Source organism: Pleomorphovibrio marinus (assembly GCF_003347495.1).
In the GTDB taxonomy this organism is placed as follows: Bacteria; Bacteroidota; Bacteroidia; order Cytophagales; family Cyclobacteriaceae; genus Pleomorphovibrio; species Pleomorphovibrio marinus.
Map to the genome: position 1 here is coordinate 899868 of NZ_QCXY01000001.1, position 17329 is coordinate 917196.

A 17329-nucleotide genomic window follows, 5' to 3' on the forward strand; every position below is an offset into this window, starting at 1 on the left:
TTTCTCTATCACCTAACCTACTAATTTTCCAATTAGCACATTTGGATAGTCAATGGAATACTTTTTGAGTTGGGAAAGAAGGGAGCTTACTTCGCATAATAATAAATTACATAGGGGATATAAAGGCAAAAAATGAAAAATATACTCATAACCGGTGGTTCTGGCTTAATAGGGAAAGTAATCACCTCTAGATTAAAGGATCAAGGCTTCAAGGTGGCATGGCTCAGCAGAAACCCGGAAACGAAATCCGAAAAATCCTTCAACTGGGATATCAAAGAGCAGACCATAGATCAAAATGCCTTGGATTGGTGTGATGCTATCATCCACTTGGCAGGGGCAGGTGTGGCCGATAAAAAATGGAGCCAAGAAAGAAAGCTAGAAATACTAAATAGCCGAATTATGTCTACCGAACTTCTTGTGAATGCATTGGGGAAGATGGATAAGAGGCCAGAGGCTGTGATTGCAGCCAGTGCTATAGGTTATTATGGAATGGAAACCGGAAATAAATTAGTGGCGGAAGGGGATCCAGCCGGAAATGATTTTCTGGCTGAAGTGGTGGACAAATGGGAGAAAACCACCGGAAAATTTGAAAACCTGGGTATTCGAACCGTACGGTTAAGAGTGGGTATCGTATTATCCAAAGATGGAGGTGCACTGCCGGAAATGATGAAGCCACCTGTAGCAGCACCACTTGGAGATGGAAAACAATATATGAGTTGGATACATATCCAGGATTTGGCGGATATTTTTATACATGCCCTTACCAATTCGGGGCTGAACGGGGTCTATAATGCTGTAGGGCCCACTCCCGTAAGCAATGCCATCCTCACCCGAAGAGCAGCTAAATTCAAGGGCAAACCTTTCGTAAATATAGGTGTGCCAGGTTTCGCACTAAAACTGGCATTGGGAGAAATGGCCGAAATGGTACTTGGTGGAAACCGAGTAAGTAACGACAAAATCCACTCCTCCGGCTTTCAATATCAATTTCCAGAGTTAGACCAGGCATTAAAGAATATTTTTAAAAAATAAAACAAATCTCAAAAATGGGGTTAATTTTAAGTCTCGGCAGTAAACCCTCCTGAATTTTCGGTAAAAATATTGATCATGAATTTACTTAAGGAAGTTTCTTTCACTTATCTATTTTGTTTCATTCTCGCGTCCATTAGCTATGGGCAAGAGACAAGCATGGAGTATTATTTGCCAAGTGGATATACCTATGATCCTAAAGTCCCCACACCTGCCTCCCACTTGGGCTTTGAGGTAGGAGAATGGCATGCAAGTCACGATCAGGTGGTGAGTTATTTCAGATCCCTAGCGGCCTCCTCTGACAGGTTGTCTCTGATAGAATATGGAAAAAGCTATGAAATGCGGCCTTTAGTGATGCTAGTAGTAACCTCTCCATCCAATCAAAGTGACTTGGAGACCATCAAAAGTAATCGGAGCGGTTTGCGAAATGGACAAACCTTTGATCAATCCCAAGAAATACCTTTGGTAATGTATATGGGTCATACCGTTCACGGAAATGAACCTTCAGGAGTACAGGCATCACTCCTCACTGCCTATCACTTTGCCGCTGCGAATGAGGTAGGGGAAGACCTGGATAATATAGTTTTACTTATCGACCCTGTCTTGAACCCTGACGGAATGAATAGGTTTTCATCCTGGGTAAATATGCACAAAAGCTATCATCCAAATGGGGATAAAAACAATAGGGAACTTAATGAGGCTTGGCCGGGGGGCAGGACTAACCACTATTGGTTTGATTTAAACAGGGACTGGCTGCCCGTTCAACATCCTGAATCAAGGGGCAGAATCACCCAAATTCAGGAATGGATTCCTAATGTTGTTTTGGATTTTCATGAAATGGGAACTGACAACACCTATTTTTTCCAGCCGGGTATCCCCAGTAGAAACCATCCCCTTACACCTCAAAAAAACTTTGAAATTACGGAACGAATTGCTCAGTACCATGCAAAATTTTTAGACGAAATTGGCTCTTTATATTATAGTCAGGAAAGTTTTGACGACTTCTACTATGGCAAGGGTTCTACCTATCCTGATATCCAGGGTGCGATAGGCATTCTCTTTGAGCAAGCTTCTTCCAGGGGTCACGTGCAGGAAAATGTCTATGGTAAAATCACATTTCCCTTTACCATTAGAAACCAGGTAAGAACTACCCTTTCCTCCTTCCAAGCTATAAAGGAAATGGGTCAGGAACTGAACAAATATATGGTGGACTTTTACCGGGAGGCCAAGGAAGAATCCGAATCGGACAGCAACAAAGCATTCATCTTTGGAAACAATGATGACTATGCACGCTCCTATCATTTGGCAGACATTCTCTTGCACCATGATATCGAGGTTTATGAGTTAAAGGAAGATGTAATGGTAAATGGCGTTCCTTTCGGAGCAAACAAGGCTTTTATCGTACCCTTCAATCAGCCCCAGTATCGGCTTATAAAATCCATGTTTGAAACCAGGACTAGTTTTCAGGACAGTCTTTTTTACGATGTTTCTGCATGGACACTCCCCATGGCATTCAACCTAGACCATATGGCGCTTAGCTCTAGAATTTTCAATTTGGCTAACGTCGAAGAAGTGGAAAAGGGTTTTCCCATGAGAAAGGGCAGAATCATGGGTTCTGTAGGGGCAAATTCCTATGCCTTTGAATGGCATGGATATTATGCACCCAAAGCGGCTTACGGGTTAATGGACAAGGGATACCAGGTTAGGGTAAGCCATGAACCATTTGAAACAGATTTAGGGATAAACTTTCGTAGGGGTAGTGTATTGGTAGAAAAAGGGAATGCTGGTGTGAGTGATCAGGAATTTTATGAGGATTTGCAACTAGCTGCTGAGGAATGTGGACTCACCATTCATGCCATGGGTACTGGATACACCAGCGGCATCAATTTGGGGTCCCCTAGTATTGATGTCCTAAAAAAGCCAGAAGTTGCCATTTTGGTGGACCGAGGTGCTTCAAGTAGTGATGCGGGCGAGATTTGGCATTTGTTTGACCAAAGGTTGGAAATCCCCCTTACCCTTATGCCTATGGATCGTTTTGCAAATGCTGACCTGAACCGGTATAACCTCCTCATTTTACCTTCGGGTTCCTACAATTCCCTCGGAAAAAGCGGTGCCGAAAAATTAAAGAATTGGGTAAATCAAGGTGGCACCATCATAGCTAGAGGAAGTGCCATGATTTGGCTTTCTCAACAGGAGTTGGCAAACTATTCGTGGAAAACCTCCGACAAGGACGAAGAAATTCCCCAAAAAGCATATGCTGACCTGGAAAGAGAAAGGGGGGCTAGAGTCACAGGGGGAGCAATTTTTAAAGGAAAACTGGACATTACCCACCCTTTGGGTTATGGCTACTCCGATTCTTCCATTTTCCTATTTAAAAACGGCAATCAATTCTTGAAGCCGTCTAGTAATTCTTATGCCAACCCACTACTCTATACCGATGATCCACTTGCAAGCGGATATATTCATCCCAGTAACTTGGATAAACTGAAAGATTCGGGAATGATACAGGTAGTGACCCAAGGACAGGGTAGAATTATAGGTTTTGTAGACAATCCGAACTTCAGAGCATTCTGGTTTGGAACAAATAAGCTGTTTTTGAATGCTGTGTTCTTTGGTCAAACTATTAACCCCCAATCAGGAAGATGAAATCGAGCCTGCCTGGACGGCAATCAGGCATGACGCGAGCGACACACAATGGGATGATTATAGACTGCGAGATTCTCCCGAAATAAATTCGGGACAGGCTATATAGCCTATAAAAAGCAAATTATAATCATGTGAAAACACAATGGTTTGTGGTTTTAAATGTAAAATGGCCATCTTTTCCTTGCATCGAATGAGCCCTATTGCACTTGCCTGGTCCCTGTTTGGATAATCCAGTTTTCTCATTATGCCTTCAGGCCTCTGTCAAATCACAAATAACCTTAGATTATTTCTGAGGACGAATTACTTTACCCAAAAACATTTAATTTCCAGCTTTCTTTAGGTGACCCTTACAGATGGCATTACTTTTCAATCATTAATTTCTCTTACTTAGGCCTATTAAGCAATTTCAAGGAATTATCCCTTGAAAAGCATATTTTAACATATACCTTTTTAGTTTATTCAAAATTACTTTACTTTGTATTAGTTTACCCAACGAAATGATTCAAAAGCTTTTTCCTTTAGATAAGAACTATCTGCTCCGACAGGCGCAGGCTTCCGTTTTGGATACAGGCCTTAGGGTAATGGTGGATGAGCTCAGGGCCTCCTACACCCGATTGTACAATCCACTTGGGCTCAAGGATGATACTTATCTGTGTATTATTTCAAATGAGGATTTTCCACATGAATATGTCAGCTATATTTATGAACAACTCTGTGGCATATATCGGTACCGATATGGTTCTAACCAACTCGAGATCTTGTTTGATGGTAGGTCCCATTCGGACAAGTACCAAGAGGACTGGATCGTTCAACTTCAAGAATGGGTAAGGGAGCTGGGAAACCACGAATCCTATGTGAAAAGCTTACTAAGAATGACTTTATTGTATGACACGGAGAGTAGGGCTATTTTTTCCGAAAACCGATGCAAAAGCTTTCTCAACGAGTATTTTGAAGTGAAGATTATTAAGCGGAAAGGAGACTTGGTACTTAAAACTGCCTGATTAATCCACAGATTCCAATAGTGACCTGAAAGAAACAAACTGCTCACCAAATTTTTTCTCCAATAAAACCCTGAGCTCCCGGGCACACTCGGCTTCAAAAGTTTTCATTTCAGCCATTGACCTAGTATGAAACTGCACAGAAAAATTTACCCCCTCTCCAGGTTCGTGATGGAGCAAGCGCAAAAATCTGTGTTCATAAAAACACCCTGATTTTAAGGCCTTTGGTATATAATGCTGTTTCATCCATGAGATAAAATCAGTTTCATTTTCAGGACTGATACTGATGGTAATATTATAAAGGATCATGATAGGTTCAAACTTTTACTAAATTTGAAATCGAAAGGTGGATAAAGTTAGGGAAGTTTCATTAAACAAATGGGAAAGAAAATGAATTGTGTACCCAAGACATGGAAATAAATAGGTTCAGAATGCAACAACTATTACCAGTATCTTGGAAATTAAATCCTATTAGCATTGCCAAAATAGCTATTAGCATTTTTTATGCAGTTGGTATCGCTGGTTTGATTTGGGAAGAAACCAGAAGCATATTTCAATTTCTAACCCCCTTTCACCTTCTTTTGAGTGCGATTATCTTGTTTTACTTTCACCAAGATTGGAATAAAGCTTTTTTGGTATTCGGGATATTGACCTTTCTTATTGGAATGTCCTCAGAAATAATAGGTGTCAAAACCGGATTAATTTTTGGCGATTACATCTATGGCCCCGTATTGGGTTTGAAACTTATGGAGGTTCCGCTAATAATCGGAGTCAATTGGTTGATTTTAGCGTATATGTGGGGGAAGTTAAGTGGGGATTTAAATATTTCCCGGCTATACGCGGCAATTGTTGCCTCCATAGGTATGGTAGCCATGGATTTTCTTATAGAGCCAGTAGCCATTGCTTTGGACTTTTGGCAATGGACATCCGGCGACATTCCTTTTTCTAATTATTTGGGTTGGTTGGGGATTGCCTTCCTCATACAACTGAGCTTTCAATTCCTGCCTTTTCAGAAGAAAAACACAATTTCAAGTTATTTATTAGTAAATATGTGTCTTTTTTTTGCAATTTTAAATTTTCTACTTTAGTCGGTTAAACATTATGAAAACAATAAGGTTAGGAGTTAGGATATGTATGCTGTAATGTTTGTCGTGTTGGGTTTTGTGCTTATGGAGATTTCAGGATGGTTTATACATAAATACATAATGCACGGGCCTCTTTGGAATATTCATAAGACGCACCATCAGCACAATAGTGGTATATTCGAGTTGAACGATTTGTTCTCCTTGGCTTTTGGGCTAATAGCGGTAGTCTTGATCCTATTAGGTGTCGAAAATTTGGATGCCAGGTTTTGGATTGGAATAGGTATATCTTTGTATGGCATGAGTTATTTTGTTATTCATGATATCCTCATCCACAGAAGAAAGAAATGGATGAAGAAGCCCAAGTCCGGATTTCTTATGGGGTTGTTTAGGGCACATCAGGCTCATCATGTTAGTAGAAAAAGAGATGATGCCGTTTCCTTCGGTTTGTTTTTTGTGCCCTTAAGGTATTTTAAAAATAAGAAATAATGGTAAGGAACTATTCGATTAAGGATCTAGAGCAACTTTCGGGGATTAAAGCCCATACATTAAGAATATGGGAACAAAGATATAATTTGCTCTCACCAAAGCGGACCGAAACCAACATCCGATATTACGATGATGCGGATTTGAGGCTGATTTTGAATGTAGCCTTGCTCAACGAGCATGGATATAAAATCAGTAAAATTGCAAAACTATCTACTGAAGAGTTAAAGGAAGAAGTGGTCAAGCTTACGGATCGCTCTTTCACCTATGACGACCAAATTCATTCTCTAACCATCGCAATGGTGGATTTAGACGAGCCCAGATTTGAAAAAATAATTTCCACAAATATCCTCAAATTAGGTTTTGAGGAAACCATGCTCAACATTATTTATCCCTTTCTATCCAAAATAGGGGTTTTATGGCAAACAGGTGCCATCCACCCAGGCCAAGAGCACTTTATCAGCAATCTGGTACGACAGAAGTTGATTGTAGCCATTGATGGACAGGTTTATACGGGTGGAGGAAAGAAATTCCTTTTATTTCTACCAGAAGGGGAGCTTCACGAAATATCATTGCTGTTTTCTTGCTATCTATTGAAAACTAGTGGCCATCAGGTCATATATCTCGGCCAGAATACACCAGATGAGGATCTTTATGCGGTTTACAAAGTGCACAGACCGGATTTTCTGGTAAGTGTTTTCACCACTCATCCTACAGCTGAAGAGGTTCAATCTTACATAAATGATCTGAGCAATAGGTATTCTAAAAGTAACATCTGGATATCTGGGTATCAGGTATTGGGAAGAGACCTTAACATCCCAGACAATGTAAGAGTACTTCATTATCTGAAAGAAATTAAGGAATACCTCCAAGATTTAGCTGAAGTTGCCTAAAAGATTAAGCGTAATTTTATTTATTTCTTTTCCACTTATCCCTTTTTTTGTTTTTACTTTCACAAAATATTTAATTTTTTTATTCAAATCCCTTATATTTCAAGAAATATGATTTGTAATCTATTTAGATTACTGTATTCATATTTAAAAAAAGATTAAAGCAAAGTGATAGGATTACATATTAAAGTTTGGAGAATGCTCTGTTTTGCATTCCTGTTGGGGATTGGTTCCTGTAGTGAAAAACCTGAGTTACCCCCCGGCGACGAAGATAATGGAGGTCTCTTTCTTCCAAAGGGTTTTGAAGCCGTTGTTGTGGCAGATAGTGTGGGCCGGTCTCGCCACCTTACTGTAAACGAAAAAGGAAACATCTATGTAAAACTTCGCGTGCCCGACAAGGAAGGAAATGGCCTAGTTGCAATAAGGGATGAAAATGGGGATGGCAAAGCGGATGTAATATCCTATTTTGGAGATTATGAAGATACGGGAAACTACGGCACCGGAATGCGGATCTACAAGGGTTTTCTCTATTTCAGTACTGCGGGGGAAGTTTACAGGCAAAAATTGGATGAGAATAGTTTAGTACCGACTGGAAAGGTGGAACTTATCCTCAAGGATGACTATAAAAATGCCGAACATGGGTACGAACATATTGCCAAACCTCTAGCCTTTGACGATGAGGGTCATTTGTATGTACCCTTTGGTTCTCCAGGAGATGTATGTCAAGAGTTTAATCGAAGACCTGGATCCATGGGGTTGGATCCTTGCCCACAGCTAGAGTGGCACGGAGGGATCTGGAGATTTGACGCAAACAAGCTTAACCAAACCCAGCAGGAGCATGGTTATCTCTATGCTACAGGAATCCGAAGCGTGGTCGCAATGGATTGGAATTCAAGCGAAAACGCCCTGTATGTGGTGCAGCATGGCAGAGACAACATGAACAGAACCTGGCCGGATATGTATTCTCCCTGGGAAAGTGCGGTATTGCCTTCCGAGGAGTTTTTTCGGGTGGATGAAGGCACAGATGGGGGCTGGCCATACTACTATTACGACCAGATTCAGGGCAAAAAATTGTTAAACCCCGAATATGGTGGTGACAAAGAAATAGAAGCAGACCCTTTGGAGATCACCAATCCCCTTATCGGTTTTCCTGGCCACTTTGCACCCAATGATCTCTTGTTTTACAGTGGGGACCAGTTCCCCGATCGGTATAAAAACGGTGCATTTGTCGCCTTTCACGGTTCCACAATTCGCGGGCCTTATCCCCAGGCTGGTTACTTTGTGGGATTCGTGCCCTTCGAAAACGGTAAACCTTCCGGCTCTTGGGAGGTCTTTGCCGATGGATTTGCACAATTGGACACCATCGTTAATACCGGTGACGCAGCCGCACGCCCTATGGGTTTGTCCGAGGGACCAGATGGTTCATTATACATCACCGAGAGTGTGCAAGGCAAAGTATGGAGGGTAATGTACAAGGATAAAAAGAGTAATTTTGACCAAGATGCTCTCAATAAACTTGAAGACCGAAAGAATACTCGTACCAACATAAAGGACCCGCATCCAGAAAAAGACAACTTGGAAGTGGGCATGATAGAGGCTGGAGCCAAAATTTACAACATGTATTGCGGCACTTGTCATCAGCGCGATGGTAAAGGGGATGGTACCCGCTTTCCTCCACTAGCAGAGACGGACTGGGTAACTGGAAACAAGCGTCGGCTTATTGAAATCCTGCTCAAAGGCATGGAAGGCCCCATCACTGTGAACGGTGTGGAATACAACCAAATTATGCCCGCACACAATTTCCTCAGCAACGAAGACCTGGCCTCCGTTCTCACCTATATACGAAGGAGTTTTGGAAACAATGCAAGTAGCATTTCTGCCACTGAAGTGGAAAAAGTTAGAGACTCCCTGGATTAAATCAGCGAATTATGTGGAATATTACGTCAAGTATAATGGGTATTGCCACCCTGATATTGGGATTGGTTTATACTCCAGAAAACGAAGCCCCTATGCAAGAAGCAACGGATCCTATCAATGTTTACCATGTCCAGCCCCTACAGGGCACGATGGAGATTGATGCCAAATGGAATAAACCAGTTTGGTCCACTGTACCTGCCATCACTATTACGCATATAATGGGTGATAAACCTCATTTTATGCCGGAAACCGAGGCCAAACTTGCCTATGATACCCATTATATTTATGGAATTTTTAGGGTAAAAGATCGGTATGTGATCAGTGAAGAAACCAAACCCAATGGTCCGGTATCCAGAGACAGTTGTGTGGAATGGTTTTTTGCTCCAGATGAAGATAGCCCACATACTTACTTCAACATCGAAATCAATGCAGGAGGCACTACCCTTTTCCACCATGTTACTGTACCCAGAAAAGAGTACAAAGTCATCGATGAAGAGGATATTTCGGAAATTACGGTAGCTACCAGCATGCCATCGGTAATTTCTCCAGAAATCACCTCGGATACCACATGGATCGTGGAATATAAAATTCCTATCCGCCTACTCAAAAAGTACAGCAACATAACCCAACCCAGTAAAGGAGTCACCTGGAAGGCTAACTTCTATAAAACAGCAAACCGAAACAGCAACCCCCATTATATCACCTGGAACATAGTAGAAAACCCAAGACCAGACTTTCATTTACCACAATATTTTGGGAAATTGATATTTCAATGATCATCCACTAACAAACAACAACTATGAAAAACTTAAGTACACTATTTCTTTGTCTATTGGCCCTTATTTATTGCCAGTCTTTACAGGCCCAAAATAGTTTCGACCCTGAGGCAAAACTTTCCGAAATGGGGATTTCCCTGGTTCCACCTTCCCCTTCCACCTCAAATATTTTGAAATCCGTCCGAACCGGAAACTTGGTATTCCTTTCCGGGCATGGTCCTACCAACGCTGAAGGAGAGACTACCAGAGGAAAGCTAGGTGTTGACCTCGATGTAGAACAGGGTAGGGAGGCCGCAAAATTAACTGGGATTCAGCTGTTGTCCTCTTTAAAGGCAGAAATTGGGGATTTGAAAAAAGTGAAGAAGATCGTAAAAGTGCTAGGGATGGTAAATAGTGCTCCCGATTTTGTCCAACAACCCGCCGTGGTTCACGGGTTTACCGATTTTATGGTGGAGGTTTTTGGAGAAGAAAGGGGAAAGCACGCCAGGTCAGCAGTAGGTATGGCTTCATTACCCGGTGGGATGGCTATAGAGATAGAAATGATTGTAGAAATTGAGGATTGAATAATAAACCAAAAATCACCTCTTGCAGCTTGTCAGCAAGTAGGGTCAAAACGATAATAACATGATTTCAAGAAGAAAATTATTGAAAAGATTATCCACCCTTCCTTTGATCGGTGGGGTAATGGGTGCTGGATTTCCAGTTAGCTCCACTTTGGGTAATACCCTGGATGAAGCACCAAAGAGAGACCTGATGAAAGAGATGGGTATCCGAACCTTTGTCAATGCAGCGGGTACTTATACTGCCATGACTGCTTCCCTGATGCCCAAGGAAGTAATGGATACCATCGTGCTTTCGGGTACACAGTTTGCGATGCTCGATGAAGTCCAGGATAAAGTAGGAGAAAAAATTGCCAAACTTTGCCATGCAGAAGCTGCTACTGTTACGGCAGGGTGCTGGTCTGCCATGGTGCTTGGTTTGGCTGGTGTACTTACGGGGACTGATAAAAAGAAGATTTCCCAGTTACCCAACCTAGAGGGTATGAAGTCGGAGGTGATTGTCCAGAAAAGCCACAACGTGGGCTACGTTCATGCACTTACCAATACAGGAGTGACAATAATAGAAGTGGAAACAGTAGAGGATGTGGAGAAGGCGGTCAATGACAAAACAGCCATGATGTGGTTCTTGAACTATCAGGCACCAGACGGAAAAATCAATCACGAGGATTGGGTCGCACTGGGAAAAAAACACAATATCCCCACAATGATAGATATGGCAGCGGATGTACCCCCGGTAGAAAATCTTTGGAAATACAACGATATGGGTTTTGACTTGGTCTGCGTTTCAGGCGGTAAGGCCATGAAAGGACCCCAAAGTGCCGGAATACTGATGGGACGAAAGGACATTATAGAAGCGGCTCGGCTGAGCGCACCTCCTCGTGGAGGCACCATTGGCAGGGGAATGAAGGTAAACAAGGAGGAGATTTTGGGAATGTACATGGCATTGGAAATGTACATCAACAAAGACCACCAAAAGGAGTGGCAATCCTGGGAGGACAAGGTGGATCATGTGGCAAAAGCGGTAAAGGACATAAAAAGTGTGGAAACAGAAGTATCCGTTCCACCTATTGCCAACCACACCCCCTACTTAAAAATCAGTTGGGATCCAGAGACCATAAAGCTATCTAGAAGTGAACTTCAGGAAAAACTTAGAGAAGGAGACCCTTCCATAGAAGTTATCAGCACCAAGGAGAATTCCATAAGCATAACTGTTTTCATGCTACGTCCCAAGGAAGAAAAAATTGTGGCTAGGAGAATACAGGAAGAATTAAAGGCGGCCTTAGTATAGTTGTAAGCCTAGATTTCCAATTTATTTGAAAATTTGAGTGGGAAGAATTTCTCGCTAGCATGTGTCAATTAACCCTTTTCTTAATGAATATAAAATTTAACGTAATTACTGTATTCTTCCTCCTATGTTTGGTAGGTTTTGCTTTTGCCCAGGACTATGACCTAGTAATCAAGAATGGACATGTAATCGACCCAAAAAGTGGTATAGATGCTTCAAGAGACGTAGCCATAAAAGATGGAAAGATTGCTAAAATTGCAGCCTCCATACCAGGTGAAAGTGCCAGGCAGGTGGTTAATGCAGAAGGAATGGTTGTCGTTCCAGGCTTGATCGATATCCATGGCCACAACTTCGCGGGCACGAGGGAAAATAGCTACCTCAGCGACGGCCTTACCGCCGTAGACCCGGATGGTTATACCTTCCGCGTAGGAGTGACCACCATTGTAGATTGTGGTGGGCCTGGCTGGAAAAATATCCATGTATTCAAAAACAATATCATAGATCCTTCAAAAACCCGTGTCTTGGCCTTCATGAATATTGTAGGTGAAGGCATGCGGGGAGGAGCCTGGGAACAGGATACCACCGACATGAACGCCGAAATCACCGCACAGGCAGCCTTAAAGTATAAAGAGCATGTAGTAGGGTTCAAAGTGGCTCATTATTCCCGACGGGATTGGATTCCCATAGACCGGGCAGTAGAAGCAGGAAATATTGCCGATATGCCCGTCATTATCGACTTTGGAGGATCCATGGCTTTTGCTCCCCTGAGGCTTCGGGAGTTGTTTTTTGAACGCCTGCGGCCTGGCGACATCTATACACACACCTTTGCCGAATTGGGTGGTGCCAGGGAGCCAATTGTGGATTATGAAACCAGAGAGTTCAAGCCTTTCATTCGGGAAGCACAAGAAAGGGGAATTATTTTCGATGTGGGTTATGGTGGTGCCAGTTTTGACTTCCGGCAGGCCATTCCTGCCCTGGAAGCAGGCTTCCTGCCAAACACCATCAGTACTGATTTGCATAAGGGAAGTATGAACGCAGCCATGAAGGACATCCTGAACATCATGTCCAAATTCCTCGCAATGGGTGTGGACCTACCCAAGGTTATCGAAATGAGTACTTGGGAACCAGCCAAGGTTATTAAAAGAGAGATGCTTGGACATTTATCTGAAGGAGGCATCGCAGATGTTGCAATTTTGGGAATCCGGGAAGGTAATTTTGGTTTCTGGGACCGAAATGGTTATAAAATAGATGGAGACAGGCGCTTTGAATGCCAGATGACCATAAAGGATGGTAAAATTGTATATGACCTAAACGGCATAGTCGACCCTATAGTCCTTAAATAAGCCAATAGGCTTTCAAACACCTGCCCTCAACGGATTCGTTGGGGGTTTTTTTTGGCATTAAATTGGAAACACGGAAAATATAAATCTTAGCAAAAAATGAAGCATCGTGTCATTATCCTTGAAAATGAAATACTTTCCGACCATTTTTATACCCTAAGAAAAATCACCTTCGAGTACCATTTGCCGAATGGCGAAAAACAAGTGCAAACCAGAGAAGCCTTTGATCGGGGTAATGGTGCCGCCATTCTCCTGTACCATCCCCAAAATATGACAGTCATCCTTACCCGACAGTTTCGCATGCCCACCTTTATCAACGGTAACCCTGACGGAATGATGGTGGAGGTGTGTGCAGGAATGTTGGACGAGGACAATCCTGAAGCATGTGCCCGGAGGGAAAGTGTAGAAGAAACCGGTTATCAGGTGGACAAAATGGAAAAGGTGCTTGAAGCTTACATGTCCCCCGGTGCCGTTACCGAAATCCTCCACTTCTTTATTGGGACCTATTCCGAAAAGCAGAAAATAGAAGAGGGAGGAGGACTAAAAGATGAACACGAAAACATCGAAGTACTAGAAATCCCATTAGAGAGGGCTATGAAAATGATCCAAACTGGGGAAATTAAGGATGCCAAAACGATTTTGTTGCTACAACACCTTCGATTAAAAATGGTTACCAACTAACATTTTTTCAGAATTTATTTTTTAATTTCACCCAATCTTCATGTTTGATGCTTTTTTTCATGGACTGCAATGCGCAAGATGATAGGAGGGAAGCCCATATTTAGGCGATACCCTATTAAATGTAGCCACCCAAAAAGGGGAGATTGTTATATTAGATCAAATACTCCTTGAAATTGAAGAATAACCTAGCACTATTGTAAAGTACTGCTAAGGGTATCTGGATAATAAAACTCAAGGCCCCTTTTTATTTTTACTACCGACACATTATTTGAGTTTATTGTAAATCTTTTTTTTTTAAACTTCAATTTCATAATTTAGGCAATTCCAAAATTGTACATCATGCCAGTAGCCCAACCCCTCAATTTCACGAAATGGATAGCCGATAACCGTCATCTTTTGAAGCCTCCTGTTGGAAATCAACAAATGTATAAAGAGAATAAGGACTTCATCATAATGGTGGTGGGAGGCCCCAATGCCCGCAAGGATTTTCACTACAATGAAGGCGAGGAATTTTTTTATCAGGTAGAAGGAGATATTACCCTAAAAATAGTAGAGGAGGGAGAAATCAAGGACATTCCTATACGGGAAGGAGAAGTTTTCCTTTTGCCTCCCAAGGTACCCCACAGTCCGCGTCGTCCCGCCAATACCGTAGGTTTGGTAGTTGAGCGGTACCGGAAGCCTGGGGAAAAAGATGGGTTTATTTGGCATTGTGAAAATTGCGGAAACAAACTCTACGAGGAGTACGAAGAAATCAACGATATCGTCAACCAACTTCCTCCCATAATGGAGCGGTTTTGGAACAATCCCTCAAATACTAAATGTGGCAGATGTGGCACTGTTATGACAAGATAAACGACCCATTTTTATAAAGAGCAAAACTAAATAATGCTGAAGTAAGTTTTTTTATGGGGATCAGTATATTTGCCCCCGAAAGACGCTCCATATGCCTGACACACCCTTTGAGTTCTCCCAGATCTTTGCCGAAGAAATGGACATTTCTGATCCGTTGGTGGGTTTCAGGGATAAGTTTCATCTACCTACTTTGAAAGGAAAAGAATGCCTTTATCTCTGTGGGAATTCCCTGGGCCTACAACCCAAAACCGTCTCCAGCTATGTGGCCGCCGAACTGGAGGCTTGGGCACAAAAAGGGGTAAGGGGGCATTTTGAGGGCGAAAACCCCTGGGTATTTGCTAGGAAACCAGCAAAGCCTGCTCTGTCCATGCTACTGGGTGCAAACCCGGATGAAGTTACGCCCATGAATAACCTTAGCAGCAACTTGCACCTGCTTATGGTTTCTTTTTATAGGCCAAAACCAGGAAAGTATAAGATCCTTACTGAAGCCGGGGCTTTTCCCTCTGACCAATATATCCTTGCTTCCCAGGCCAAGTTTCATGGCTTCGACCCTGCCGAAGCCCTAATAGAGCTACACCCAAGAAAAGGGGAACATGTTCTTAGGACAGAGGATATCCTGAACAAAATCGAAATGCACTCCCATGAACTGGCCTTGGTAATGATGGCGGGAGTTCAATATTATACTGGCCAATGGTTTGACTTGGAGCAGATCAGTGCCTGTGCCCGTGCTAAGGAGATACCGGTGGGGTTTGACCTTGCTCATGCCATTGGCAACGTGCCCTTAGAACTGCATAAGTGGAATGTGGACTTTGCAACCTGGTGTAGTTACAAGTACCTGAATGCGGGCCCCGGAAACGTTTCGGGCATTTTTGTGCATGAAAGGCATGGGCATGATTTTCAAGGACCAAGGTTTACGGGTTGGTGGGGACACGATGAGGATAGAAGGTTCTTAATGGAAGGTACCTTTAAGGCTATGCCTGGTGCAGACGGCTGGCTTTTGTCCAATGACCATGTGCTTGGGCTTGCTGCTCTTCAAGCCTCTTTGGATATTTTCCAAGAAGCAGGCATGAATAGGTTAAGGAGCAAAAGTGAACTATTAACTGGGTATTTGGAGTTTTTAATTCAGAAAATAAGTAAGGATCAGTCCACGCTTCAGGTTATAACCCCTTCAAAACCAACAGAAAGGGGGGCTCAACTGTCTCTATTTATCCATCAAGGGGGAAAGAAGGTCTTTGACCAATGGACCGAACAAGGGGTTGTTGCAGATTGGAGAAATCCAAACGTCATCAGAATCGCTCCCTGCCCTTTGTATAACAATTTTACCGATATATATAAATTCGGGAAAATATTAGAAAATTCCTTTCGCAAATTTGTTGAAAAATAATTGGAATCAAACCGCAAAAAATCAAACCATGAACCAACCAATTAGCATTCTAGGGGCAGGCCTAATAGGTTCCTTGCTCGGCGTTTACTTAAAGAACAGAGGGCTGGATGTTACCATCTTTGAAAAGCGCAAAGATTGGAGAGTGTCCAGTCCACATTCTCATGGTAGATCCATAAATATGGCGCTTAGTTATAGAGGGTGGAAGGCCTTGGAAAAAGCTGGACTAAAAGATGCCGTAGCTCCATATACCATTCCGATGTACGGACGGCGTATCCATGATGAACATGGAACGACTTACTGCCAACCCTATGGAAAGGAAAAGGAAGCCATCTATTCTATCTCCAGAAATACCCTAAATGGGATTCTTCTGGATGCTGCAGAAAAATCTGGAGTTAAGTTGGCCTTTGAGCATAAGGTGGAAAACGTAGACGTGCATCAAAATAAAATCACCTTTTCCTTGCCTGACCAAGAGCAAAAAATTCAAGAGTCAGCTATTATTTTCGGAGCTGACGGAGCCTTTTCTTCCTTAAGAAATGCCATGCAAAGGCAAAGTAGGTTTAACTTTAAGCAGGAATACATTTCCCATGGCTATAAGGAACTTACCATTCCGCCAACTTCCGATGGGGAATTTGCCATGGATCCCAATGCCCTTCATATTTGGCCAAGAGGGAAATTTATGCTTATCGCCTTGCCCAATACGGACAAATCTTTTACCTGTACCCTTTTTCTGCCATTTGAGGATTACAAAGTGTGCTTCGACAAAATTAGGGACAAAGAAGATGTAAAAAACATTTTCAAAACCTACTTCAATGATGCCTACCACTTGATGCCCAATCTGGATCAGGAATTCTTGGATAACCCTACCTCTGCTTTAATTAATACCGAGTGCTATCCTTGGACGGTAAATCATTGCCTGCTCATTGGAGATGCCGCTCATGCAATGGTTCCCTTCTATGGACAGGGTATGAATTGTGGCTTTGAGGATTGTTCCATCTTGGATAACCTCATTGGCAAATACGGTACCTTTTCTTGGGATTTGGTATTTGAGAAGTTTCAGAAAGGAAGGAAACCAGACACTGATGCCATTTGTCAGTTGGCTATGAACAATTTTGTGGAAATGAGTGAAAATGTGGCCGACCCCAGGTTCTTGGTGAGAAAGAAAATAGAGGCCAAGTTACATGAGTTGTTTCCACAGGAATGGGTACCACTATATAGTATGATTACCTTTTCCGATATCAAATATTCTGAGGCATACGCCATTGGCAAAATTCAGGACCAAGTGATGGAAAAGGTAATGAAAGAGCCATTTATCACCCAAAATTGGGAAAATCTGGACTATCATGAAATCCTGAACAAAGTGGAAACCGCCAAGGCTGTTTAAAGGAGGTTACGACCTTAAACATTAG

Annotated in this window: 16 protein-coding genes; 15 read left to right on the forward strand and 1 reads right to left on the reverse strand. The window is 42.4% G+C overall.

Features of this window, described 5'->3' with window-relative positions:
- Positions 1 to 132 precede the first annotated feature (132 nt).
- From DB520_RS03755 to DB520_RS03770, 3 genes are all read left to right on the forward strand, one after another.
- Complete coding sequence (locus DB520_RS03755) at positions 133 to 1029, forward strand: TIGR01777 family oxidoreductase (protein WP_114748286.1); 897 nt, start codon at positions 133 to 135, stop codon at positions 1027 to 1029.
- 75 nt (positions 1030 to 1104) lie between these two features.
- A complete protein-coding gene (locus tag DB520_RS03760) occupies positions 1105 to 3672 on the forward strand; it encodes a M14 family metallopeptidase (protein ID WP_114748287.1) in 2568 nt (855 codons plus the stop codon).
- Positions 3673 to 4169: 497 nt separating this feature from the next.
- Positions 4170 to 4673, forward strand: a complete 504-nt coding sequence (locus DB520_RS03770; protein ID WP_114748289.1) for a hypothetical protein — start codon at positions 4170 to 4172, stop codon at positions 4671 to 4673.
- Here DB520_RS03770 and DB520_RS03775 read toward each other — a convergent pair whose 3' ends face one another.
- Complete coding sequence (locus tag DB520_RS03775) at positions 4674 to 4979, reverse strand: DUF4286 family protein (protein WP_114748290.1); 306 nt, start codon at positions 4977 to 4979, stop codon at positions 4674 to 4676.
- Between the two features lie 122 nt (positions 4980 to 5101).
- On the opposite strand from DB520_RS03775, the gene DB520_RS03780 reads away from it, so the two are divergent.
- From DB520_RS03780 to DB520_RS03835, 12 genes are all read left to right on the forward strand, one after another.
- Positions 5102 to 5758, forward strand: coding sequence for a carotenoid biosynthesis protein (locus tag DB520_RS03780; protein WP_232834821.1), 657 nt, complete (start codon positions 5102 to 5104; stop codon positions 5756 to 5758).
- 42 nt (positions 5759 to 5800) lie between these two features.
- Positions 5801 to 6241: a sterol desaturase family protein gene (locus tag DB520_RS03785; protein ID WP_114748292.1), complete on the forward strand. Its 441-nt coding sequence runs from the start codon at positions 5801 to 5803 to the stop codon at positions 6239 to 6241.
- Positions 6241 to 7131 (forward strand): MerR family transcriptional regulator, encoded by an 891-nt coding sequence (locus tag DB520_RS03790; protein ID WP_114748293.1) that lies wholly within the window; start codon positions 6241 to 6243, stop codon positions 7129 to 7131. The genes DB520_RS03785 and DB520_RS03790 overlap by 1 nt, the downstream gene beginning before the upstream one ends.
- Positions 7132 to 7326: 195 nt before the next feature.
- Entirely contained in the window at positions 7327 to 9045 is a 1719-nt protein-coding gene (locus tag DB520_RS03795) for a c-type cytochrome (RefSeq protein WP_114748294.1), read from the forward strand.
- A gap of 11 nt (positions 9046 to 9056) precedes the next feature.
- Entirely contained in the window at positions 9057 to 9821 is a 765-nt protein-coding gene (locus DB520_RS03800) for a carbohydrate-binding family 9-like protein (protein ID WP_232834822.1), read from the forward strand.
- A 23-nt stretch (positions 9822 to 9844) separates the two neighbouring features.
- Complete coding sequence (locus DB520_RS03805) at positions 9845 to 10384, forward strand: RidA family protein (protein ID WP_114748295.1); 540 nt, start codon at positions 9845 to 9847, stop codon at positions 10382 to 10384.
- A 61-nt stretch (positions 10385 to 10445) separates the two neighbouring features.
- Positions 10446 to 11669, forward strand: a complete 1224-nt coding sequence (locus tag DB520_RS03810; protein WP_114748296.1) for an aminotransferase class V-fold PLP-dependent enzyme — start codon at positions 10446 to 10448, stop codon at positions 11667 to 11669.
- 83 nt (positions 11670 to 11752) lie between these two features.
- Positions 11753 to 13009, forward strand: a complete 1257-nt coding sequence (locus DB520_RS03815) for an amidohydrolase/deacetylase family metallohydrolase (protein ID WP_114748297.1) — start codon at positions 11753 to 11755, stop codon at positions 13007 to 13009.
- A gap of 96 nt (positions 13010 to 13105) precedes the next feature.
- The gene (nudK, locus tag DB520_RS03820; RefSeq protein ID WP_114748298.1) at positions 13106 to 13687 is read left to right on the forward strand and encodes a GDP-mannose pyrophosphatase NudK; all 582 of its coding nucleotides are present in this window, start codon (positions 13106 to 13108) and stop codon (positions 13685 to 13687) included.
- Positions 13688 to 14026: 339 nt separating this feature from the next.
- Positions 14027 to 14539: a 3-hydroxyanthranilate 3,4-dioxygenase gene (locus tag DB520_RS03825; RefSeq protein WP_114748299.1), complete on the forward strand. Its 513-nt coding sequence runs from the start codon at positions 14027 to 14029 to the stop codon at positions 14537 to 14539.
- Positions 14540 to 14630: 91 nt separating this feature from the next.
- Positions 14631 to 15923, forward strand: coding sequence for a kynureninase (gene kynU / locus DB520_RS03830; protein ID WP_114748300.1), 1293 nt, complete (start codon positions 14631 to 14633; stop codon positions 15921 to 15923).
- 28 nt (positions 15924 to 15951) lie between these two features.
- On the forward strand, positions 15952 to 17304 hold the full coding sequence (locus tag DB520_RS03835) for an FAD-dependent oxidoreductase (RefSeq protein WP_114748777.1): 1353 nt from the start codon (positions 15952 to 15954) through the stop codon (positions 17302 to 17304).
- Positions 17305 to 17329: the final 25 nt, after the last annotated feature.